Raw genomic sequence first — 21,076 nt, 5'->3', positions numbered from 1 at the left:
GAGACCAGATGTCCGTAACCGTGCGCCCGCTGGGCGATAAAGACTTTTTCGCCTGGCTGGGCCTGTTCGAGGGCTACAGCGCGTTCTACGAGATCGAACTAACCGATCAGAAAGCCCTGCAGGTCTGGAGCTGGATCATCGACGCGAACAACGAGCTCGACGGCGCCGTCGCGGTCAACGACGACGGTGACTTCGTGGGCTTCGCGCACTACCGCAGCGTGCCGCGCACGCTCAGCGGTGACCTCGCACTGTTCCTGGACGACCTCTACGTCGCCGAGGACGCTCGCGGCCAAGGCGTCGGCACCCAGTTGATGGAGTTCACCAAGGACTACGCCCGACAGCACAAACTCGCCCAGGTTCAGCTGCTGACCGCGGCCGACAACGCGACCGCGCAGGTGCTCTATGACCAGCTTGGCACGCGTACCGACTGGGTCACCTACGAAATCGACGTCTAGACCATGCAACTGGGTACCCGGTGGACCCTCGGCGGCACCCTGCCGACCGGTCTTCCGCACGTTGTCGAAATCGCCGTGCGCGCCGTCGAGGAAGACTCCACAGCTCTCGCCGTCGACACCAGCACCTGGCGTTGGACGCTGACCTGGCTGGAGTCCAAGCCGGTGATCGAGCTCGACGATGGCACCATCATCCGCTACAACCCGGTGGACGACAGCGCCACCATCACGCAGCCGTCGACCACCGTCGATGACGACGACGAGGAATGGATCTAGCTTCGCCCGTGTAGCCTCTCGGTGATACACATGCTACCGTCTGTGTATTATCCTAGTGATACACGAAAGGTGGCCAGCGTGCTCTTTCTCCTTTACTTCGTCCTCGTCTTCATCGTTGTCGGGGTTGTTCGGGTGGGCAGCCGCAAGCGCCTGGCTGGCCTGGTCGTGACGGTTGACGACATTGGCACGGTCAGAGCGCGCCGGTTCGCCCGCTCGATCATAGTGCGCAACATCAGCGCCCTCGCGGCCGGCGGCGTGGTGCTCTGGGCGCTCGACCTGGTCAACCAGGCCCACCGCGGCTGGTACGGCCTGCCGCTGATGATTGCACCCGGCCTCGCCGCGACACTCGGACTGCTGGTCTTCGCGCTCTGCCCCACCAGGATCGTCACCGACCGCGCCAGCCGCCGCTCGGCCGACCTGATGCCGCGACGCGTGTGGAGCTACGGCCCGGCCTGGGGCTTCCTGCTGCCGCTGACTGCCGCAGCCACCGTGGTCGCCTTCGCGATCATCGCCGGCCTGGCCTCCAGCCCACAGCCGGACGGCGCCTTTCGTTCGATCACTATCGGGTCCAGCACCGCGGGCCCGTACCCGGGCTGGTACTACGGTCTGCCGCTGATCGGCCTGACTGTGCTGCTCGCCGCAGCGACTCTGTTCGCGCTCGGCCGCATCGCCTCGGCCGCACGCTCCGAACAATTCAGCGACCTCGATCGTGCCGTGCGCATTCTGGCCACGCGGGTGGTCATGCAGCTCAGTTCCGGAGCGCTGTTTCTGTACTTCGGGGGCGTTCTGCTGTTCGCCGGCTGGACCACCAGCAACGCCGCGACCGTCTTCGCCCCGGGCGGGGTTGCTCTCTCCTCCGTGCAGCCGGCCGCCGCCATCGGCCTCACCGAGGTCATCGCCGGGCTGGTGGTCGCTCTGCTCGGCGGGGTTCTGGTCATCCTGTCTATTCTTGATGCGACCAGGCAGCCACTCGGCCGGGTTGCCGCCGTCGGCACCCCGGCAGTGGATGCGGCATCCGCTCGCGAGTCATGACCGCCCGCGCATGATCACCCTCGACGACGAGCACCCCACACCTCCGTTCGAACAGATTCGCACGCAGCTGGCGGATCAGATCCGGGCCGGAACACTTGCGGCCGACCAGCGCCTGCCGTCGGTGCGCCAGCTCGCGGCCGATCTGCGCGTGGCGACCGGCACCATCGCGCGCGCTTACGCGGCGCTGGAAGCGGCCGGGCTTATCTCAACCAGCCGTGGCAGCGGCACCCGGGTTCGCGCCGATCAGGGCCTCGACGACGAATCCCGGGCCAGCGCTCGACGCTTCGTGCACGCCCTGCAGCGGCGCGGGGTCAGTCTCGACGACGCGCTGAGTGCGGTGCGCGCCGAGTGGCCCCGCCTCCCCTGATTCGCGGCCTCGCGTCAGGCTCGGGCCAGAATCTCGCCGTGCGGCATGCCGAACCAGCCGTTGGGGTCGCGTACCCACTCGCGCCAGCCCACGGCCATCCGTTTGAGATCGGCGAGGTCCACCACCCCCGACTCGATAGCGTGCGCTGCAAAACTTGATTCGGTCACTCGCACCGCCCACGATTCGCCCCACCACTCGCGCTCCGCATCCGACGCGAAGCACCAGATGGATGCGCTGCTGGTCACCGCGGTGAATCCGGCCCGCCGGGCCCAGGCCTTCAGCGACCTACCGGCATCGGGGTCACCGCCGTTCCAGGAGTGCACCTCGCGGTAGACCCGCATCCAGTCGACCAGGCCGTCGATGTTCGGTGCGATCATGACTCCGCCGTAGTCGACGTCGCGGGCGGCGAACACGCCGCCCGGCTTGAGCACCCGGCGAATCTCGGCCATCGCCGCGACCGGGTCGGCCAGGTGCTGCAGCACCTGGTGGGCGTGCACGATATCGAACGTCGCATCGGGCCAGGCGAGTACGTAGACGTCCCCGACCTGGAAACTCGCGTTGTGTACCCCCTCATCGGCGGCCAGGCCGGTCGCGCGCGCGACGATATCGCTCGACGCGTCGATGCCGACCACGCGGCCCGGAGCGAGCCGATAAGCCAGATCGACCGTGATCGTGCCGGGGCCGCAGCCCACATCGAGCAGCACGCTCCCGGCCTGCAATTCTGGAATGAGGTAGGCCGCCGAGTTCGCGACCGTGCGCCAGGTATGCGAGCGCAGCACGCTCTCATGGTGCCCGTGGGTGTATTCGTCACGTGGAGCGGACTCTGAACTGCCGGTCAGGTGGGTCATGGTGAGATCCTACGCGCAGCCGGTGACCGGGCCGGGCCGGCGGGTTTGGCTAGGGTGGAGGCATGGCTTCCACCGTGAACAATCCCTTTTTCGCCCGCAGTACTCTGCCCTACCAGCTGCCGCCGTTCGCGTCGATCAGTGACGAGCACTACCGCCCGGCTTTTCTGCAGGGCATGACCGAGCAGCTCGCGGAGGTCGGGGCAATCACCCACACAGCGGATGCCCCCACCTCCGAAAACACGCTTGTCGCGCTCGAGCGCAGCGGGCAGACGCTGTCGCGGGTGGCCGAGGTCTTCTTCAACAAGAGCTCCTCCGACTCCAGCGACTTCACCAACGACCTCGAAGAAGAACTTGCGCCGCTGCTGGCCGCCCACGCCGATGCCATGAGGCTCGACCCCGCCCTGTATGCCCGCATCGCCGCTCTGCATGCCCAGCGCTCCGATCTCGAACTCGATGCCGAGTCGCTCTACCTGCTCGACCGGTACTTCACCGAGTTCACACTGGCCGGGGCCGGCCTGAGCGACGACGATAAGCAGTCTCTGCGTGATCTCAACTCGCGGCTGTCGACCCTCACCACCCGGTTTGAAAAGAACCTGCTGGCCGACACCAACGAGCTCGCCCTCGTCATTGCCGACCTGGCCGAGCTCGACGGGCTCAGCGATGGCGAGATCTCGGCCGCCGCGGAGGCTGCGCGGGAACGCCAGCTCGACGGTAAGTACCTGATCAGCCTCGTGCTGCCCACCTCGCACCCCTACCTGGCGAGCCTCACCAACCGCGGGGTGCGCGAACGGCTGCTGGCAGCGAGCCGGGCCCGCGGCATCCGCTCAGATGATGCGGGAACTGCGAGCGACAACCGGCCGCTCGTGATCGAGATCACCCACCTGCGGGCCCAGCGCGCCCGCCTGCTCGGGTTCGACAGCCACGCCGCCTACGTGACCGCCGATGAGACCGCCAAGACTCCCGGCGCGGTCTGGGATCTGCTCGGGCGTCTCGCGCCGGCCGCTGCCCGCAATGCCAGCGTGGAGCAGGCCGACCTGCAAGCCGTGATCGACGCCGAGGGCGGCGGTTTCGAGCTGGCCGCCTGGGATTGGGCGTTCTACACCGAGAAGGTACGCCGGGCCAAGTACGACGTCGACACTGCCGCCATGCGTCCCTATTTCGAGCTCGAGAGCGTGCTGGCCAACGGGGTCTTCTACGCGGCCCACCAGCTCTATGGCCTCACCTTCACCGCTCGGCCCGATCTGGTCGGCTGGCACCCCGAATCGCGGGTGTTCGAGGTCACGACCGAAGATGGCTCGGCCCTCGGGCTGTACATCGGCGATTTCTACACCCGCGATTCCAAGCGTGGCGGGGCCTGGATGAACGCCCTGGTCGCGCAGTCCACCCTGCTCGGCACCGAGACGACCGTGGTCTGTAACAACCTCAATGTTTCCAAGCCTGCCGCCGGGCAGCCGACCCTGCTCACCTACGACCAGGTCACGACCCTATTCCACGAATTCGGCCATGCCCTGCACGGCCTGCTCGCCCGGGCCACCTACCCCAAGTTCTCCGGCACCAATGTGTACCGCGACTTCGTCGAGTTTCCCAGCCAGGTCAACGAAATGTGGATGCTCTGGCCCGAGGTGCTGGCCAACTACGCTCGCCACTACCAGACCGGTGAGGCGATGCCGCAGCAGCTCGTTGACCGCATCCAGGCGTCGTCGGCTTTCAATGAGGGCTTCCTCACCAGTGAATACCTGGCCGCAGCGCTGCTCGACCAGGCCTGGCACCGGATCGATGCCGACACGACCGTCACTGACGTTGCCAGGTTCGAAGCGGATGCCCTCGCTTCCGTCGGTCTCGACAACCCCGCAGTTCCCACCCGCTACGCCAGCACCTACTTCGCCCACACCTTCTCGGGCGGGTACGACGCCGGGTACTACTCCTACATCTGGAGTGAAGTCCTCGACGCCGACACCGTGGAATGGTTCAAGGAGAACGGCGGCCTCACTCGTGCCAATGGTGATCGTTTTCGGGACCGACTGCTCGGAGTCGGCGGCACCAAGGACCCGCTGGAGGCCTACCGGCACTGGCGCGGCCGCGATGCCGAGCTGCAGCCGCTGCTCGACCGCCGCGGCCTCAACTAGGGCCTGCAGGTGAACCCTGCACCCTCAGGATTGAGGATGTGCCCGGCTCGGTCTGGCCGTAAGCTCCATGACCATGGACACTCCGGAACCGTCACGCCAGGGCGCGGGCCGGCGGCGCTTCTTGTGGATCGCCGCCATCGTTTTGGCCGGGATACTGCTGGCCGGACTGGTGCTGCATTTCATCCGCGAGAACATCGACAGCTCCGCACCGGGCTGGGCTCTTCTGAGCGGAACGGCGATTCTGCTCTACGCCGATGGTGAAGCCAACCTGTGGGCCTGGATTTCCGGCCTTCTCCTGGCGGGCGTCGGCGTCGCCCTCGGCGTCGTCGGATTCACCGCACGACACGAGGGCAGGGCCGCGCTGCCGTACTTCCTCCTCGGCGCTGTCGCACTTGAGATGTCTGCCGATGAGATCGCCCAGCTGCATGAGAAGCTGGCCCGGTTCAATCTCGGTTCGTCGTTCACGTTCGCGTGGCTCACCCTCGGGGTGCCGCTCGCCATTGCCGCTGGCTTGGTGGTGTTGTGGATTGCTCGACGACTTGACCGCCGTCTTCGGCGGCGGCTCATCGTCGCGGGCACGATCTACCTGCTCGGCGCGGTCGGAATCGAAGCACTCAGCGGGTACATCGTTGGCGGGCGCCAGGATGACCTCGCTCGTGCGAGCCTCGAATACCACGTCCTGCTGGGCGTTGAGGAGAGTCTTGAGGCAGCCGGAGCGCTGCTGGCCCTCGCCGCAACTCTTGCCGCGCTCAGTATCGAACGCACCACGGCCGGCATCGTCGTGCGTACCCGATTCGAGGTCAGCCAGATACGCCGCAACACCTCACATGTCGACTGAGCACCCCCGCAGACTACGGCACACACACCGAATGCACTATGCCCTGCCCACCGCGGCGGCAGGACAGTGCCGGCCTCGCTCAACCCGGAGGTTGACGCACCTGAACGCGTACGCTGCTAGGCGGACTTGACCTGGCGGGTCTTGTGCAGCACCATCTCCGCCGGAGCGTTGTTCAGCACGGTGTCGCGGGTGATGATGACCCGCTCCACGTCGGTGCTGGACGGCACCTCGAACATGACCGGGCCGAGTACCTCTTCGAGGATGGCTCGCAGCCCACGGGCACCGGTCTTGCGCAGCACGGCGAGGTCGGCGATGGCCTCGAGGGCCGGCTGCTCGAACTCGAGCTCCACCCCGTCGAGTTCGAACATGCGCTGGTACTGACGCACCAGGGCGTTCTTGGGAACGGTCAGAATCTGCATGAGGGCCACCTGGTCGAGCTGGGTGACGGTCGTGACGACGGGAAGTCGGCCGATGAACTCGGGGATCAGCCCGAATTTGTGCAGGTCTTCGGGCAGCACTTCGCTGAACAGGTTGATGTCGTCGCCCTTGATGTGCAGGGGTGCCCCGAAGCCGATGCCCTTCTTGCCGGCGCGGGACGAGATGATGTCTTCGAGCCCGGCGAACGCACCGGCCACGATGAACAGCACGTTCGTGGTGTCGATTTGAATGAACTCTTGATGCGGATGCTTGCGCCCGCCCTGCGGGGGGACCGACGCGATGGTGCCCTCGAGAATCTTCAGCAGCGCCTGCTGCACGCCCTCGCCCGACACGTCGCGGGTGATGGACGGGTTCTCGGCCTTGCGCGCGATCTTGTCGATCTCGTCGATGTAGATGATGCCGGTCTCGGCCCGCTTGACGTCGTAGTCGGCGGCCTGAATGAGCTTCAGCAGAATGTTCTCGACGTCTTCACCGACGTAGCCGGCTTCGGTGAGGGCCGTCGCATCCGCTACGGCGAAGGGGACGTTGAGGCGCTTGGCCAGAGTCTGGGCGAGATAGGTTTTGCCGCAGCCGGTGGGGCCGATCAGCAGGATGTTGGACTTGGCGATCTCAACGTCGTCGTGAATGGCCTCAGCGGCGGTGAGCGTGGCTCGTGACCGCACGCGCTTGTAGTGGTTGTACACGGCGACGGCGAGGGCACGCTTGGCGGGTTCTTGCCCGATGACGTATTCCTCGAGGAAGCCGAAGATTTCTTTGGGCTTGGGGAGGTCGAACTCGCCGGCGATGGCTTCAGAGCCGGCTTCAGCCAGTCGCTCTTCGATGATTTCGTTGCACAGCTCGACGCATTCGTCGCAGATGTACACGCCGGGGCCGGCGATGAGCTGTTGCACCTGCTTCTGGCTCTTTCCGCAGAAGGAACATTTGAGCAGGTCGGCACTTTCACCGATTCGGGCCATGTCAGCCTCCTCCATTGGTCTCGCTGCAATTGAGCCTAGCCTGTGCGTGTGACAGTTACGTGCAGCACGCCATAAACCGAAACGGCGCGCCGCCCGCAGGCGACGCGCCGGTCGTACCGGTTCAGGTCACAGGCTATTTGACCAGCATCGGAAGGTTTTTGCGGCTGGTCAGAACCTGGTCGATCAGGCCGTATTCGAGGGCCTCGGCCGCGCTCATGATCTTGTCGCGGTCAATGTCCTTGTTGACTTGCTCCACGCTCCGGTTGGAGTGGTGAGCGAGGGTCTCTTCAAGCCAAACGCGCATGCGCAGAATCTCGGCTGCCTGAATCTCGATGTCCGAGGCCTGGCCGCCGCCCTGGCCACCAACCGAGGGCTGGTGAATGAGGATGCGCGCGTTCGGCAGGGCGAGACGCTTGCCCGCTGTACCACCGGCAAGCAGCACTGCGGCAGCGGATGCCGCCTGGCCGAGGCACACGGTCATCACGTGCGGACGAATGTACTGCATGGTGTCGTAGATCGCCGTCATAGCGGTGAACGAACCGCCGGGCGAGTTGATGTACATGGTGATGTCGCGGTCGGGGTCCTGACTCTCGAGCACGAGGAGCTGGGCCATGACGTCATCGGCCGAGGCGTCGTCGACCTGCACACCGAGAAAGATGATGCGGTCTTCGAACAGCTTGGCGTAAGGGTCCTGGCGCTTGTAGCCGTAGGCGGTGCGCTCTTCGAAGGTGGGGAGAATGTAGCGAGATTCAGGAGCGTTCTTGGTCGAGCCGCCCATCGAGCTGTAGGCCGTTCCACCGAATGTGGGGATAGTCATGATTTCTTCCTGTTCAGTTTCGGTGGACTACTTGGTGACTGCCGCGTCGGGGTCAGTGCCGCCGCCGCCGATGACATCCGAAGCGGATGCGCGGAGGTGATCGACGAAACCATATTCGAGGGCTTCCTGAGCGCTGAACCAGTTGTCGCGGTCACCGTCGGCGTTGATCTGCTCTGGCGTCTTGCCGGTCTGCGCGGCCGTGATCTCCGACAGTCGCTGCTTCATGTCGAGAATGAGGCGCGCCTGGGTCTGGATGTCGGCAGCCGTGCCGCCGAATCCTCCGGACGGCTGGTGCAGCAGCACCCGGGCGTTCGGGGTGATGTACCGCTTGCCCTTGGTTCCACTGGTCAGCAGGAACTGCCCCATCGAGGCGGCCATGCCGATACCGACGGTGACAATATCGTTGGGTACGAACTGCATCGTGTCGTAGATTGCCATTCCGGCGGTGATCGAACCACCGGGTGAGTTGATGTAGAGGTAGATGTCTCGCTTCGAGTCTTCGGCTGCCAGCAACAGGATCTTGGCGCAGATCTCGTTGGCATTTTCGTCACGGACCTCTGAGCCGAGCCAGATGATGCGGTCCTTCAGCAGTCGGTCAAATACACCGTTGGTGGGTGTCGGGTCGGCCATGTCGTGCTCCGTTTCAGTTGTCGCTTCTCAATGAATCTATCGGAGCGCGCGAGCGAAAACGGCTCTGTTCGCCCTCGGCAGATTACCGGGCCGCGCACACGGCTCCCTCAGCATGCAAAAGGCCGACTGGGAAGATTCCAGCCGGCCCTTTCACGCAAACAACCGCTACTTCTTGGCAGCGGCCTTCTTCTTCTTGGGCTTCTCTTCAACCTCGGCGTCGGCTTCGACGACGGGGGCGTCGTCGTCGCTGGTGGCGGCATCCGCTTCGACAGCGGCGTCGTCGGCGGAATCATCAGCGACCGGGCCGGTGAATTCGCTCAGGTCGACCGGCTTGCCGTTGGAGTCAACGACCTCGGCCTTGCCCAGGGCGATGGCGAGGGCCTTGTTACGGGCAACCTCGGCGACCATCGACGGAATCTGACCGTTGGTGTTGAGCGTCTGTACGAACTCGCTCGGGTCCATGCCGTACTGGCTGGCGCCCTGGATGAGGTACTGGGTCAGCTCGTCCTGGCTGACCTTGACCTGCTCCGCTTCGGCGATCGTGTCGAGCAGAATCTGCTGACGGAACGTCTTCTCGCTAGCCTCGGTGACCTCGGCGCGGTGGGTGTCGTCTTCGAGTCGGCTTTCGCCCTCGAGGTGACGGTTCACCTCGTCGAGGATGATCGCGGCGGGGATCGGAACGTCGACCGAACCAAGCAGCGTCTCAATGAGACGCTCGCGGGCCTGGCTGCCCTGGCCGAAGGCCTTGGAATTCTCGACCTGAACCTTGAGGCTCTCGGTCAACTCGGCGATCGTGTCGAACTCGCTCGAGATCTGAGCGAAGTCGTCGTTGGCCTCTGGCAGTTCGCGCTCCTTGACAGCGATGACCGTAATCGTGATCTCGGCCGTCTCACCCTCGTGGTCTCCGCCCATGAGGTCGGAGTTGAAGGTGGTGGTCTCGCCGGCGCTGAGCGAATCGAGCGCCTCGTCGATGCCGTCGATGAGGTCGCCGGAGCCGACCTCGTAGGAAATTCCGCTGGCGGTGTCAACCTCGTCGCCGTCGATCGCGGCGTTCAGGTCGATCTGGGCGAAGTCGCCGGTCTTGGCGGGGCGGTCAACGGTGATAAGCGTGCCGAAACGGCTGCGCAGCTTGTCGAGTTCTTCCGCGACTTCTTCGTCGGAGACCGAGACAGCATCGACGGTGAGCTTGAGGCCGGCGTAGTCGGGCAGGTCGATCTCGGGGCGCACGTCAACCTCGATGGCGAGAAGCAGATCACCGGAGAAGTCGGTGTTGCTCGGCCATTCGACGATGTCGGCTTCGGGGCGACCCAGCGGGCGCAGCTTGTTCTCTTCGACGGCGGCGCGGTAGAAACCGTCGAGGCCCTCGTTGACGGCGTGTTCCAGAACGGCAGCCTTGCCGACGCGCTGGTCGATGATCGCGGGCGGGATCTTTCCCTTACGAAAACCGGGGATGTTGATGTCTTCGGCAATGTGGCCGTAGGCGTGGGTGATGGCTGGCTTCAGCTCGTCGGGGCTCACCGTGATGGTGAGCTTGGCGCGCGTGGGGCTCAGTTTTTCGACCGTGGACTTCACTCGAGACTCTCCTGTGTATTGAAACGGTGTGCTGCGGGTAATGTCGGGGCGACAGGAGTTGAACCTGCGACTTCTCGCCCCCAAAACGAGCGCTCTACCAAGCTGAGCTACGCCCCGGATCGTTCGATCCGCTGGTACTACTTTTGTTGGGGAATCAATCTGTCGGCGCAGGCAGAAGCTTGCGACAGCCGGATTGACCTCAGTCAGTCTAATGCACGGCATTCGAGCGGATACGCCCGCACTGGCATCCGGTGCCCGGTTTCTTGTACTACGCTATTCCAGTGCCCGAATGTTGGGCGTGGGGTCGTAGCTCAATGGTAGAGCCTGAGTTTTCCAAACTTATGACGCGGGTTCGATTCCCGTCGACCCCTCCCAATTGAAGGGACCGAAGCCAGATGGCTTCGGTTCTGCGTGTCTCCCGCAAGGTGAGGCGCAACCCAACCCGTGATTAGCACCGTAGTTTTCTACCCAAGAAGTCCCCGGTACGTGCCCAAGCCGTTCTCACGGCTGGCGCCGTTCTCGGGCTGAGCGCCGTAATGACTTTTGCGCTGTTCACCGACGACGGCTACGTGGCGTCGGCTTCACAATCGTCGTGGCCGCTCGGCACTTCACCAACTGGACGGCACCGGCGGCAACTTATCTCGCCACGGTCAACCCCGGCAACAGTAAGGTGACCTGCAACCTCGCCTGATCCAGGGCCCACCCACACAGAACCGCCTCCCCTGCTGCAGCGGAGGCGGTTCTGTCCACGCCTGGTCACGATCTCCCCGGGCTCAGAGCGAGAAGACCTTCATGATGTTGATCACCGCGGGCGTCAGCAGCACGATGAACAGCACCGGCAGGATGCAGAACACGAGCGGGAAGATGACCTTGACCGGCACCTTCATCGCCTGCTCCTCCGCACGCTGACGGCGGCGCAGACGCATCTCCCCTGCCTGCACCCGTAGGACGTCGGCGATTGCGATGCCGTAGGTGTCGGCCTGGATGACCGACCGTGTGAAGCGGCGCAGATCGGCGGAATCGGTGCGATCGGCGAGCGCGAGGTAGGCATCCTTGCGGCTGCGGCCGATGCTCATGTCCTGCAGAGTGCGGATGAGCTCCTCAGCCAGCGGCCCGGACCCATTGGTTCCGGCCTTGCTCATCGCCGCCTCAAAGCCGAGGCCGGCCTCGACCGAAATGGTCATCTGGTCAAGCGTGTCGGCGAGCGCGTTCTGCATGGCTGCCTGGCGTTCCTGACCACGGCTGTACAGCAGCAGGTCGGGCACGAAGAAGCAGATCACCACGAGCAGGCTTCCGACCAGGATGCGCAGCGGAACGGGGTCGTTGGTGATCCACAGCACCGCGAGCAGCAGGCCGGCTCCGGCCAGGGCTGGTTTGGCGATGAAGATCTTATCGATGGTCCAGGCGGCGGGGCGGCCGGCCAGGGCGAGGCGGTGGTCAAGAAAGCCCACGTACCCCTTTGGTGCCAACTCACGACTGGCCGCGAGCAGTCCCGAGCGATGAGGCAGCAGGCCCGGCCGACCCAATCCGGGCAGCACAATGACCGCGTCGGCGACCGGGTCGGTTCGGCGGGCTCCGACCAGAATGGCTACGACAGCGGCGAGGCCGCCGGCCACAGCAAGGGCGGCGAAAAAGGTGAGTATCGGGGGCATCCGCTTCTCCTTAGAATTTCACTTTGACGACGGCCATCATCCAGAGCGAACCGACAATGAGCAGAACGGCGGCCACGATGATCGCGATGATTCCGATGATGTTGCCGAGGAACCCGTTGAAATAATTGGGCTGGCTGATGAGCAGGAACGCGAACACTCCGATCGGCAGGAGCACGAGCACCCAAGCCGAGAGCTTTCCCTCAGCGGCGAGGGATTTGACCTGACGCCGAACCTGATTGCGTTCCCGAATGGTGTGACCCACCTGGTCGAGCACCTCTGAGAGGTTGCCACCAGCCTCGCGGTTAATCGAGATGGCCTGGGCGACCCACTGAAAATCCTCACTGCGCATGCGCACTGCCGTACTCTCGAGCGAGTCGCTCAGGTCACGGCCGATGCGTGTTTCGTTCACGATGCGCGCAAATTCATCGGACGTGGGCTGTTCGGTTTCGTGGCTGACGGCATCCACTGCCCGCATCAGGCTGTGCCCGGCGCGCAGTCCGCCGGCCAGCAGCCCGAGTGATTCGTCAAGCTGATCGGCGAATTTGGCGCGGCGGTGCCCTGTGCGCAACCGGAGCCAGACCTTGGCGCCGACGACGGCGAGTGCCGCGAACAAAATCATGAGGGGCACCATCCAAACGGTGCCGTCACCGAGAAGCAGGCCGAGCAGGGCTGCCACCGCCGCTGCGGAAATCACCATGAGCACAAAAGCGGATGGCTGCATTCGGATCCCAGCCTGCTCCAGCTCGGCTGCGGTGAACGGCACCACGTTGCGTCGCCGGATCACTCGGTCGATTGCTCCGACGGTGCGGTCGGTGAGCCGGGTCAGCCCGGACACCTCTACCGCGCCGGGAGCGCGGCGACGATCCAGCGGCACGCGAAGCATCGGCGGCGCAATGACAAGAAGCACGACCACGAGCAGTGCGGCAACAACGCACAGCACACCGAACGCAAAGATCGCGGTACTCATCGCAGTGCCTTCGCGCTGCGGGTCAGCAGGTCGGCCTGGAACACACTCGGGTCCAAAACGATACCGAGGTCGGCGAAGCGATCGGCGAAACGTGGCCGAACGCCAGTGGCTATCGCGCGACCGAGCAGGTTTCCCGCAGGATCGACCCCGGCGTGGTGATCGAACACGAACACCTCCTGAAGGGTGACGATCTCCCCCTCCATGGTCTGCACCTCGGTGACATGGGTAATGCGCCGAGAGCCGTCTTTCATGCGGCTGATCTGCACGATCACGTCGATGGCGGAAGAGATCTGCTCGCGGATCGCCCGCACCGGCAGGTCCATGCCCGCCATCAGCACGAGTGTCTCCATGCGCGCGATCGCATCGCGCGGCGAATTGGAGTGCACCGTGGAAATCGACCCCTCATGCCCGGTGTTCATGGCCTGAAGCATGTCAAGGGTCTCGCCACCACGGCACTCACCGATGACGATGCGGTCGGGCCGCATGCGCAGGGAGTTGCGCACAAGGTCACGAATGGTGACCTCGCCCTTGCCCTCGATGTTGGCTGGGCGGGATTCGAGGCGGATGACGTGTTCCTGCTGCAGTTGCAGCTCGACCGCATCCTCGATGGTCACGATGCGCTCTCGCTCCGGAATGAACCCGGACAGTACGTTGAGCAGGGTCGTTTTACCAGTCCCCGTTCCACCCGACACGATGATGTTCAGTTGTGCCTTGACGCAGGCGTCGAGCACCTGTGCCATTTCGATGCTCATCGTTCCCAAGCGGATGAGGTCGGTCACCGTGAACGGTTCCCGGGCGAATTTGCGGATGGTCAGGGAGGAGCCGTCCACAGCGAGCGGCGGGATGATGGCGTTCACCCGGGAACCGTCGGCCAGGCGGGCATCGACGAGCGGAGACGATTCGTCGATGCGGCGACCGACCTTGGACACGATGCGCTCGATCACCCGGCGAAGCTGGGCCTCGCTCGTGAAGTGGGTATCGCTGCGGGACAGCCGGCCGAAGCGTTCCACCCAAATCTGCTCGTGGCCGTTCACCATGATCTCGGTCACGGTGTCGTCGTCGAGCAGCGATTCCAGCGGACCATAGCCGAGCACGTCGTCGCCGATCTCATTGATCAGGCGCGCCCGTTCGTCAGAATTGAGTGGCACCTGCTCGTCGGTGACGATGTTGCCCAGCTCGGTTCTGGCGTAGCTGTGCAGCTGTTCCTCGGTCAGGCTTGAGTCGTTCAGGCGAAACCCGATGCGCTCGAACAGTTCCTGGGCCGCCCGCTCCTTAATGTCGGCAAGCGGATCGACGACGATCGGCGGCGCCGCCGCTGGTGGGGCGGTACGGGCTGCCGGTACGACGCCGTCGTCAGGCACGCTTGGCAGCGGATGCAGCGGTGCGGTGCGGTCAACGCGGGCCAGCGGACCGTCGCGCAGTGCGGCGTCCATTCGTTCATTGAGTCTCATGAGATATCCACCCTCTTGTGCAGCTGAAAGGTTTTCTTGGGGGCACCGGCGTCAAACCGGGCGACCAGCCTGTCGAGGGCGCGGGCGACGGGACTTCGTCCGCCCTCCTGCAACACCGGTACGCCCCGGTTTGTCGACACCGAGACCAGGGTGGAACGGGGCACTGCTACGTCGACCGGCACACCGATGGTCGCCTCGACATCTCGAACGCTCAGCCCACTGCGCCGATCGGCGAGGTTGAGCACGACGTGACGCGCGGGCGGCATGATGCCAATGCGATCGAGCACGGCGAGCTCTTTGCGCAACCCCCTGGCACTGGGTACAGTCATGTCGCAGAGGAAGACGGCATCGGTGGCTAGCTCCAAGGCAGCGAGAGCATGATCGCCGAGCCCCGGCGCTGTATCGATGATGATGTACTGAAAGACGTCAGCGAGTTGATTGATGAGATGACCGAGCTGATCGCCGGTGACGCGATCGCCGGCATCCGGCTGGTCGGAACCGCACACCGTGTAGAAGCCGCTCGAATGTGCGGTCAGCGAGGACTTGAGCACCATGAGATCGTCGACGGCGTTCCCCAAGACGACATCGGGCAGGGTCAGCGCCGGCTCCAGGGAAAGCGCCATTGCAACGTCTCCGAATTGCACGTCAGCATCGATGAGCACGACGGAGTGCGGGGCCAGCCGGGCGAGTCCGACGGCGAGGTTCGTGGCGACGGTGGTCTTGCCGAGGCCGCCTTTCGCCGCGACGACCGCGATGATGCGACGTCTTGGTGGGCTGCCAGTCGGAGGAAGGTCTTGTGCCGCTGGCTGGGTACTCGTCGCCGCTGCCAGGCCGACCGGTCCATCCGGCATTTCGACAATCACCTGGTCGGATACGGGGTTTGCCCCCACTGGGCTACCTTGCGGCAGGGGCCCGAAACTTTGCATTTGCCTCACCGGAACATCTCCGACCCGTCGACGACCCGGGAGCCGGCCTCGGTAGCCTTGTCGGGTTCGATCGTGAGCCAGACCGTTCCGAACTGCTGGCCCCAGACCAGGGACTCGATGTCGGGGGTGGTGCGGGCCAGAGTGACCATAATGACGCTCACCGGGGTGGCATCGGCGCCAGCGTCGGGCGTCGTCGTGGTGCCGGCCTGTACGGCCGTGACCAGCACCTTGTGGAAGACCTGCTTGCTCAGCAGCATTTCCGTTCCGTCGACGGTTTTGGTCGCGGTGATCACCACTCCCACGGTGTCGCCGGCTTTGAGCACGCCGCCCACGACTCGTTCCAGCGGTAACGCGAGGGTGAGCACCTGCATGCCGTCGGGAACCTTGACGTCACCGCGGGCGGCGAGGTCGGCCGCTTCGACCCAACGAGAACTGATCAGCTGCTCGCCGGGTACGAGCGCAGCATCCGCTACCGTGCCAGCAAGCGCGCTCAGTTTGGTCACCCGACCCGGAACGGCGGCTACCGCAGGAATCTGCTTCTGTTCAATGAACGTGGTGATGTCTTCAGCCTTGGTGCCCTGCGGAATCTGAGTCGTCACGACGAACACGGAGACCAAGGCTGCGCCGTCTGCCGCTCGGGCATCGGCACCGCGCACGTAGCCGGTGAGCGCGAAGGTGCCCACGAGGGCCAAGATAATCGCGACGATCGCACCGATAAGTCGGGTTTTCATGGGATCTCCTATTTGATGAGTCTGACAAACTCTGCGCCGAGATTCGGTCCGCCGAGCTCTTGTACTTCTGCCGAGTCAACCGACACCCAGTGGTCGAAATATCCCTGAATGCCCCTGCAATTTCCGGTGCATTTCGTCGCCGGCGAGGCTTGCGCAACTGGATCGAGGCTGGTCATCGGAAGATTATTGTTTCCGCTGAACTTCCACCCGGTGATGCGAAAGGCGGCAAAGGCATAGATGTGGTAGCTGCCCACGGCTCCCGTCACGGCGTCGTTGCCGTTGCTGGCGTAGGCGCGATCGAAGATGGGCACCAAGATCGTGGTGTTCAGCATGGCGTTGAAGTACGTGTCGCAGTCACTCGTCGGCGGGTCGTTTCCCGGGTCGCTGGGTACGGTCTCGCTGGTAAGGTTGACGGCAGCTTCGCAGGTGTCGGCGATCGGGTCAATCCAGCCGAAACCTCCCGGAATAGGGTGCCCGTCGCGGCCAGCGCACTCCAGATTCCGATCGTAGCGAATGAGCTGTAGTTTGCCGTCGAGAGCCGGCCGAAATTCGCAGTAAGAAATAGCGAGTGGCAACACGTTGGCGGCTTCGGGCGAACCCCACTCCGCCTGCGCTACCACGCTCATTGTCGTTGGAGCAGCTCCGATGGCGAAGAACGGCCTAATCGCGGACGCTCCAGATGCCTCCAAAGTCGTCGCTACAACCTGAACGCTGTTGGGAGGCGCGGGTGACGGCGCGGGCACGACCGCTGAGGCATTGGATTTCGCGTCGTTTGAATTGACATTCGCAAAGTCTTGAGCCTGGTTCGCGACCGTGGTCGGGGAGTTGCACAGGCCGTCGACGGCGCAGTTGCGGGCGATGGCAATGGCTGCTGCATCCGCCCCGTTCTGCAGTTGCGCTTTTTCGGCGTAGAGGGCGCCGACGTCGATCGCGATCGCCAGGAATCCCAGCAGGGGAATCATGAGGATGCCGACCATGACGGCGCTGGCGCCGCGCTCGGCGCGGAGCAGATGATTTAGCCACCGCACAGCATGACTCCCTTTCCGGTGAGCACCATTGATGTGTATGGAAGGTAGCCCGAGATGAGATCGACCGTGTGTTTGACCGTAACCGTAATGGTCGAATCGGTCGCACAGGTGGTCGGGCTGACTGTGACTTCCCCAGCTGTCAGTGGAACTGACGGGGCGGCATTAAGGGTGGCCGTCTTCGCGTCGTCCACGACGTTGTGAATCGCCATCGACCGGGCACCCTCGCGGGCGGCTCCGGTGATGGAGATCTGGATGTTGTACAGCCGACCGAACTCGATGATGAAGAAGATAAGAATGATGAGAATTGGCAGTACCAGCGCGAACTCCACCGCTGCCGCGCCACGTTCACCAGAGTGCAGGCGCATCAGTCGTCGACGTAACCCCAACATCGGAGGTCCCTTCAGCTTGAGCGGCAGCGGCTTCCCTGCGGAAGCCGCCACCTTTTACCGCTGTCACTGTGCCGTTCGGTCGACCGACCGGCCGACCGAGTTCTATCGCTGGCTACTTAATGACGGGCAGTTTGCCGGCGACGCTGGTGAAGAGCGTGCCAAGGTTGGTCCCGAGCAGGGTGACGCTGACGATGATGGCGACGGCGATCAGCGCGACCATGAGGCCGTACTCCACCGCGGTAGCACCCTTTTCTTCTGAACGCAGGCTGTTGACGAATGCGGAAATCTGGGTGAAGAACTTCATGTCGGGTAGTCCATTCTGTGAGAAATCAGCCTGAGTGCCGATCGGTAGCTGAAATATATTCGACACGAGTTTTGCTCACAAATACCAAAACTGGGGCTGGTCAGGCGCTGGGCCGTAGACCATACTCATGGGTCCGAAAGAGAGTGCGTTACGTCAATGCCCGTGGTCTGGCGTCAGTACGCGCGGGCCATTTCCGACGGCCAGGTTCTCCCGCGAAATGATCGCGTCGTGAGCGGTCGGTGGCGTTCCGGCCTGCTCGCCCGGCCCGACGACCACGAACTGGCCCATCATTCCGGCATCTTCGTGCGCGAGCATGTGGCAGTGGAACATATACGGAAAGTTCGGATCGGTATATTCCGCAAACTGCATGATCAATTCGTAGCGAACGCCGGGTTCGAGATAGATCGTGTCCTTCCACCCGGAGAGTTCGGCTGGCGGCGACTCGGTCCCCACCCGCAACACCTGAAACTGCACGGCGTGCACGTGAAAGTTGTGCGGAAGCGGCATGGCGTTGTCGACGGTCCACACCTCGGTGGCGCCGGCCTCGACGGTCTCGTCGATGCGGGTCATGTCCATCAGCCGGTTGTTGATCGTGTAGCCGTTGAGGGTGAAGGAACGGTCGGTGGTGGCATCCGCTTTGTCCAGCGGCACGATGTTGGCCAGGGTGGTCGGCGTGGCGCCGATGCTGCTGAGCGCGTCGGCCGCGCGCAGTTCCATGACGTCGAGGGTGTCGTCGCCGGCGTTGCGCGTCGCTGCGCTGGCCGACGTGCCGAGATCGGGCGGGGTGGATTGCAGTTTCACGGTCTCACCCGGGGTCATTTTCACGAGAATTTCAGCACGTTCCCCCGGTGACAAGCGGATGCCGTCCATCGGTGCCGCCTCGCGGAGCAGTCCCCCGTCGGTTGCGATCAGGTCGAACGAGCGCCCATCGCTGAACCCGAAGTCGTACAGGCGCGCGGTGGACCCGTTGACCAGTCGCAGCCGCACGACATCGCTGGTCACGTCGAGATAGGGCGCGAGGGTGCCGTTGACCAGCAGCTGGTCGCCGATCGGCCCGATGTAGCCACGCACGTCAGTGACAAACTGGCCGTTGTCGTCGAAGCGGCGGTCCTGCACGACGACGGGAATGTCATCGACCCCGTAGCTGCGCGGCAGGTTGAGCGCCGACTCCTCGTCGTCCTGCAGCAGGAACAGGCCGGCCAACCCCATCTCAACCTGGTGTTCGGTCTTTTCGGTGGGGTGCGGGTGATACCAGAGGGTCGCTGCGGGCTGGTCGATCGTGAAGTTCGGGCTCCAGCTGGCGCCGGGTTCGACCGTCTGGTGCGGGCCGCCATCCATTTCGGCGGGCAGGTTCATGCCGTGCCAGTGCACGGTCGTGGCCTCATCGAGGTCATTGCCGACATTGATGCGCACGTCGTCGCCGCGCTTCGCGACGAGGGTCGGGCCGAGATAGCTGCCGTTGTAACCCCAGGTGTCAGTGGCGACGCCGGGAGTGAACTCGGTCGTGCCCTCCTCGGCCGTAAGGTCGAAGACTCGCTCCCCGGCAGCATTCACGGTCGCTTCCGCCAATGGCGGGATGGCGAGCGGGTTCACGAAATCGATGGTACCGACGGTATCGATCACGCCGGCACCGGTGTCGCTGGTGCAGGCGGTCAGGCCCACGGCGAGTGTCACGGCGGCGACCACCGTGCCGCTGATGATGGTTGCCACACGACGGCGCGGCCGGGCAAGTCGACTCTGGATCATTACCCTATTTTCGCAGTGTGCCGGGCGCCCTCACACCACGGCGGTGCTCAGGCCTGACAGCGCGGGCACCAGTACAGTTTGCGAGCCGCCATCTCTTCGAGCACGATGTGGGTGCCGCAGACCCGGCAGGGCAGGCCTTCGCGCTTGTAGACCCAGTGCCGGTCGGCGCGCCTCTTCATGGCGAGGCGATACTCGTCGCCCTCGAGCTTGTCCATGGTCATCATCTGACCGGTCGCGACGCCGATGTGCAACAGGTGCGCCCAGTCCTGCCAGAGCGCGCGCACGGTGTCATCGCTGAGCGACTTGCCGGGGGCGTGCGGGTTGAGGCCGGCACGAAAGAGCATCTCGGCGCGGTAGACGTTGCCGATGCCGCTGACCACGCTCTGGTCCATTAGCAGCCGGCCGATCGGCGTGGGCTTCTTGCGCACGACGCTCACGAAACGTTCCTCGGCCTCGGGCGTGTTGCCCTGTTCCGGATCGGGGCCGAGCTTACCGATCACGGCGTCGACCTGGGCCGGGTCGAGAACCTCACAAGCGGTCGGGCCGCGCAGGTCGGCGCACACCGTGTCGCTCAAGAGGCGCACCCGCACCTGTCCGACCGGCTCAGGCGGAAAGGCATCGGCCAGGTCGATCTCCTTCTCCTGCTCGGACATCCGCACCCGGGTACTGCGGGGCGCTCCGATGCTGAAGATCGAGTTTTCCCCGGCCGAGTCATACGTAGCGAGGTCGGTGCCGTGCTGGTTGGTCTGACCCATCCTCCCGTTGGCCGAGGCCATCGTGGCATCCATCAGAATCTCGCCGCTGAAGTCCCAGGCGCCGTACATTCCTAAGTGGATGCGCAACCACAGTCCGTGGTCGAACTCCAGAAACATCTGCTTACCGACGGCGCGGGCATCCGTTATGGTGTGGCCACTGAGCTGGGCGGCGCCGACCACAAAACGGCCCTGCGGCGACGAGACGGTGACGCGGTGCCCGACGAAGTTGCGCTGGAATTGTCGGGTAATGCGATGAACGGAATGACCTTCGGGCACCTCAGCTCACTTGCCGTCGACGTTCTTGCCGGCAATGGTTCCGGTGATCTCGTATTCACCCAGCTGACGGATGCGACGCACGTGGCGCTCCTCGTCGCTGAACGGTTCGGCGATGAACGCGTCGATAAAGCCGGTGGCCTCCTCGATCGTGTGCTCGCGGGCACCGATCGAGATGACGTTGGCGTCGTTGTGTTCTCGGGCGAGCCTGGCTGTAGAGAGGTTCCAGACCAGGGCGGCGCGGGCGCCGGTCACCTTGTTGGCGGCCATCTGCTCGCCGTTGCCGGAGCCGCCGAACACGACACCGAGCGCTTCAATGCCTCCTTCAAGGTCGTCGACGGTGGCCTGCGCGGCATTGATGCAGAACGCGGGGTAGTCGTCGAGGGCGTCGTAGGTCTGGGGCCCGTGGTCGATGACCTCGTGGCCCGCCGCACGCAGGTGCGTGATCAGGTGGTGGCTGAGGTCGAGACCGGCATGGTCCGTGGCGATGTGGATGCGCATG

22 protein-coding genes and 2 tRNA genes are annotated in these 21,076 nt (G+C 64.3%); 7 read left to right on the top strand and 17 right to left on the bottom strand.

The window, feature by feature from the left end; genetic code table 11:
• Positions 1 to 8: 8 nt before the first annotated feature.
• From BLS91_RS06590 to BLS91_RS06575, 4 genes are all read left to right on the top strand, one after another.
• Positions 9 to 455, top strand: coding sequence for a GNAT family N-acetyltransferase (locus BLS91_RS06590; protein ID WP_092339954.1), 447 nt, complete (start codon positions 9 to 11; stop codon positions 453 to 455).
• 3 nt (positions 456 to 458) lie between these two features.
• Positions 459 to 728: a hypothetical protein gene (locus tag BLS91_RS06585; RefSeq protein ID WP_092339953.1), complete on the top strand. Its 270-nt coding sequence runs from the start codon at positions 459 to 461 to the stop codon at positions 726 to 728.
• 78 nt (positions 729 to 806) lie between these two features.
• On the top strand, positions 807 to 1,760 hold the full coding sequence (locus BLS91_RS06580) for a hypothetical protein (RefSeq protein ID WP_134505307.1): 954 nt from the start codon (positions 807 to 809) through the stop codon (positions 1,758 to 1,760).
• Positions 1,735 to 2,127 (top strand): GntR family transcriptional regulator, encoded by a 393-nt coding sequence (locus BLS91_RS06575; RefSeq protein WP_233197303.1) that lies wholly within the window; start codon positions 1,735 to 1,737, stop codon positions 2,125 to 2,127. The genes BLS91_RS06580 and BLS91_RS06575 overlap by 26 nt, the downstream gene beginning before the upstream one ends.
• A 14-nt stretch (positions 2,128 to 2,141) precedes the next feature.
• On the opposite strand, the gene BLS91_RS06570 is transcribed toward BLS91_RS06575, so the two are convergent.
• The gene (locus BLS91_RS06570; RefSeq protein ID WP_092339950.1) at positions 2,142 to 2,975 is read right to left on the bottom strand and encodes a methyltransferase domain-containing protein; all 834 of its coding nucleotides are present in this window, start codon (positions 2,973 to 2,975) and stop codon (positions 2,142 to 2,144) included.
• A 62-nt stretch (positions 2,976 to 3,037) separates the two neighbouring features.
• Here BLS91_RS06570 and BLS91_RS06565 point away from each other — a divergent pair, with 62 nt between their 5' ends.
• Both BLS91_RS06565 and BLS91_RS06560 read left to right on the top strand, forming a co-directional pair.
• The gene (locus BLS91_RS06565) at positions 3,038 to 5,101 is read left to right on the top strand and encodes a M3 family metallopeptidase (protein ID WP_092339949.1); all 2,064 of its coding nucleotides are present in this window, start codon (positions 3,038 to 3,040) and stop codon (positions 5,099 to 5,101) included.
• A gap of 67 nt (positions 5,102 to 5,168) precedes the next feature.
• A complete protein-coding gene (locus tag BLS91_RS06560; protein ID WP_092339948.1) occupies positions 5,169 to 5,939 on the top strand; it encodes a hypothetical protein in 771 nt (256 codons plus the stop codon).
• A 116-nt stretch (positions 5,940 to 6,055) separates the two neighbouring features.
• On the opposite strand, the gene clpX is transcribed toward BLS91_RS06560, so the two are convergent.
• The 5 genes from clpX to BLS91_RS06535 all read right to left on the bottom strand — a co-directional run bounded on the left by clpX (position 6,056) and on the right by BLS91_RS06535 (position 10,469).
• Complete coding sequence (clpX, locus tag BLS91_RS06555) at positions 6,056 to 7,333, bottom strand: ATP-dependent Clp protease ATP-binding subunit ClpX (protein ID WP_092340195.1); 1,278 nt, start codon at positions 7,331 to 7,333, stop codon at positions 6,056 to 6,058.
• 133 nt (positions 7,334 to 7,466) lie between these two features.
• Positions 7,467 to 8,150, bottom strand: coding sequence for an ATP-dependent Clp protease proteolytic subunit (locus BLS91_RS06550; protein WP_092339947.1), 684 nt, complete (start codon positions 8,148 to 8,150; stop codon positions 7,467 to 7,469).
• 27 nt (positions 8,151 to 8,177) lie between these two features.
• Positions 8,178 to 8,780, bottom strand: coding sequence for an ATP-dependent Clp protease proteolytic subunit (locus tag BLS91_RS06545; protein WP_092339946.1), 603 nt, complete (start codon positions 8,778 to 8,780; stop codon positions 8,178 to 8,180).
• Between the two features lie 165 nt (positions 8,781 to 8,945).
• Positions 8,946 to 10,352: a trigger factor gene (tig, locus tag BLS91_RS06540; RefSeq protein WP_158252797.1), complete on the bottom strand. Its 1,407-nt coding sequence runs from the start codon at positions 10,350 to 10,352 to the stop codon at positions 8,946 to 8,948.
• 43 nt (positions 10,353 to 10,395) lie between these two features.
• Positions 10,396 to 10,469: transfer RNA gene (locus BLS91_RS06535), tRNA-Pro, on the bottom strand.
• A gap of 183 nt (positions 10,470 to 10,652) precedes the next feature.
• Between BLS91_RS06535 and BLS91_RS06530 the strand changes: the two genes are divergently transcribed.
• Positions 10,653 to 10,723 (top strand) — tRNA-Gly (locus BLS91_RS06530).
• 402 nt (positions 10,724 to 11,125) lie between these two features.
• Here BLS91_RS06530 and BLS91_RS06525 read toward each other — a convergent pair.
• From BLS91_RS06525 to BLS91_RS06475, 11 genes are all read right to left on the bottom strand, one after another.
• Positions 11,126 to 12,004 (bottom strand): type II secretion system F family protein, encoded by an 879-nt coding sequence (locus BLS91_RS06525; RefSeq protein ID WP_092339944.1) that lies wholly within the window; start codon positions 12,002 to 12,004, stop codon positions 11,126 to 11,128.
• 10 nt (positions 12,005 to 12,014) lie between these two features.
• Positions 12,015 to 12,971 carry a type II secretion system F family protein gene (locus BLS91_RS06520; protein ID WP_092339943.1) on the bottom strand — a complete coding sequence of 319 codons (957 nt, stop codon included), beginning with the start codon at positions 12,969 to 12,971 and terminating at the stop codon, positions 12,015 to 12,017.
• Complete coding sequence (locus BLS91_RS06515; RefSeq protein WP_198412807.1) at positions 12,968 to 14,422, bottom strand: TadA family conjugal transfer-associated ATPase; 1,455 nt, start codon at positions 14,420 to 14,422, stop codon at positions 12,968 to 12,970. The genes BLS91_RS06520 and BLS91_RS06515 overlap by 4 nt, the downstream gene beginning before the upstream one ends.
• Positions 14,419 to 15,312 (bottom strand): CpaE/TadZ family protein, encoded by an 894-nt coding sequence (locus tag BLS91_RS06510; protein ID WP_158252796.1) that lies wholly within the window; start codon positions 15,310 to 15,312, stop codon positions 14,419 to 14,421. The genes BLS91_RS06515 and BLS91_RS06510 overlap by 4 nt, the downstream gene beginning before the upstream one ends.
• Before the next feature lie 41 nt (positions 15,313 to 15,353).
• The gene (cpaB, locus tag BLS91_RS06505; RefSeq protein ID WP_092339940.1) at positions 15,354 to 16,079 is read right to left on the bottom strand and encodes a Flp pilus assembly protein CpaB; all 726 of its coding nucleotides are present in this window, start codon (positions 16,077 to 16,079) and stop codon (positions 15,354 to 15,356) included.
• Positions 16,080 to 16,087: 8 nt separating this feature from the next.
• Positions 16,088 to 17,107: a pilus assembly protein TadG-related protein gene (locus BLS91_RS06500; protein ID WP_092339939.1), complete on the bottom strand. Its 1,020-nt coding sequence runs from the start codon at positions 17,105 to 17,107 to the stop codon at positions 16,088 to 16,090.
• Positions 17,095 to 17,547 carry a TadE/TadG family type IV pilus assembly protein gene (locus BLS91_RS06495; RefSeq protein ID WP_244288008.1) on the bottom strand — a complete coding sequence of 151 codons (453 nt, stop codon included), beginning with the start codon at positions 17,545 to 17,547 and terminating at the stop codon, positions 17,095 to 17,097. The genes BLS91_RS06500 and BLS91_RS06495 overlap by 13 nt, the downstream gene beginning before the upstream one ends.
• 61 nt (positions 17,548 to 17,608) lie before the next feature.
• Positions 17,609 to 17,800: a Flp family type IVb pilin gene (locus BLS91_RS06490; RefSeq protein ID WP_092339937.1), complete on the bottom strand. Its 192-nt coding sequence runs from the start codon at positions 17,798 to 17,800 to the stop codon at positions 17,609 to 17,611.
• A 153-nt stretch (positions 17,801 to 17,953) separates the two neighbouring features.
• A complete protein-coding gene (locus BLS91_RS06485) occupies positions 17,954 to 19,546 on the bottom strand; it encodes a multicopper oxidase family protein (protein ID WP_092339936.1) in 1,593 nt (530 codons plus the stop codon).
• Positions 19,547 to 19,593: 47 nt separating this feature from the next.
• A complete protein-coding gene (locus BLS91_RS06480; RefSeq protein WP_092339935.1) occupies positions 19,594 to 20,577 on the bottom strand; it encodes an Fpg/Nei family DNA glycosylase in 984 nt (327 codons plus the stop codon).
• A 6-nt stretch (positions 20,578 to 20,583) separates the two neighbouring features.
• Positions 20,584 to 21,075, bottom strand: coding sequence for a ribose-5-phosphate isomerase (locus BLS91_RS06475; protein ID WP_092339934.1), 492 nt, complete (start codon positions 21,073 to 21,075; stop codon positions 20,584 to 20,586).
• Position 21,076 lies beyond the last annotated feature (1 nt).

The sequence above is a fragment of the Cryobacterium flavum genome (assembly GCF_900103805.1).
In the GTDB taxonomy this organism is placed as follows: domain Bacteria; phylum Actinomycetota; class Actinomycetes; order Actinomycetales; family Microbacteriaceae; genus Cryobacterium; species Cryobacterium flavum.
Note: the sequence above shows the minus strand (reverse complement) of the source record. Positions and strands in the feature narration are given on the sequence as shown.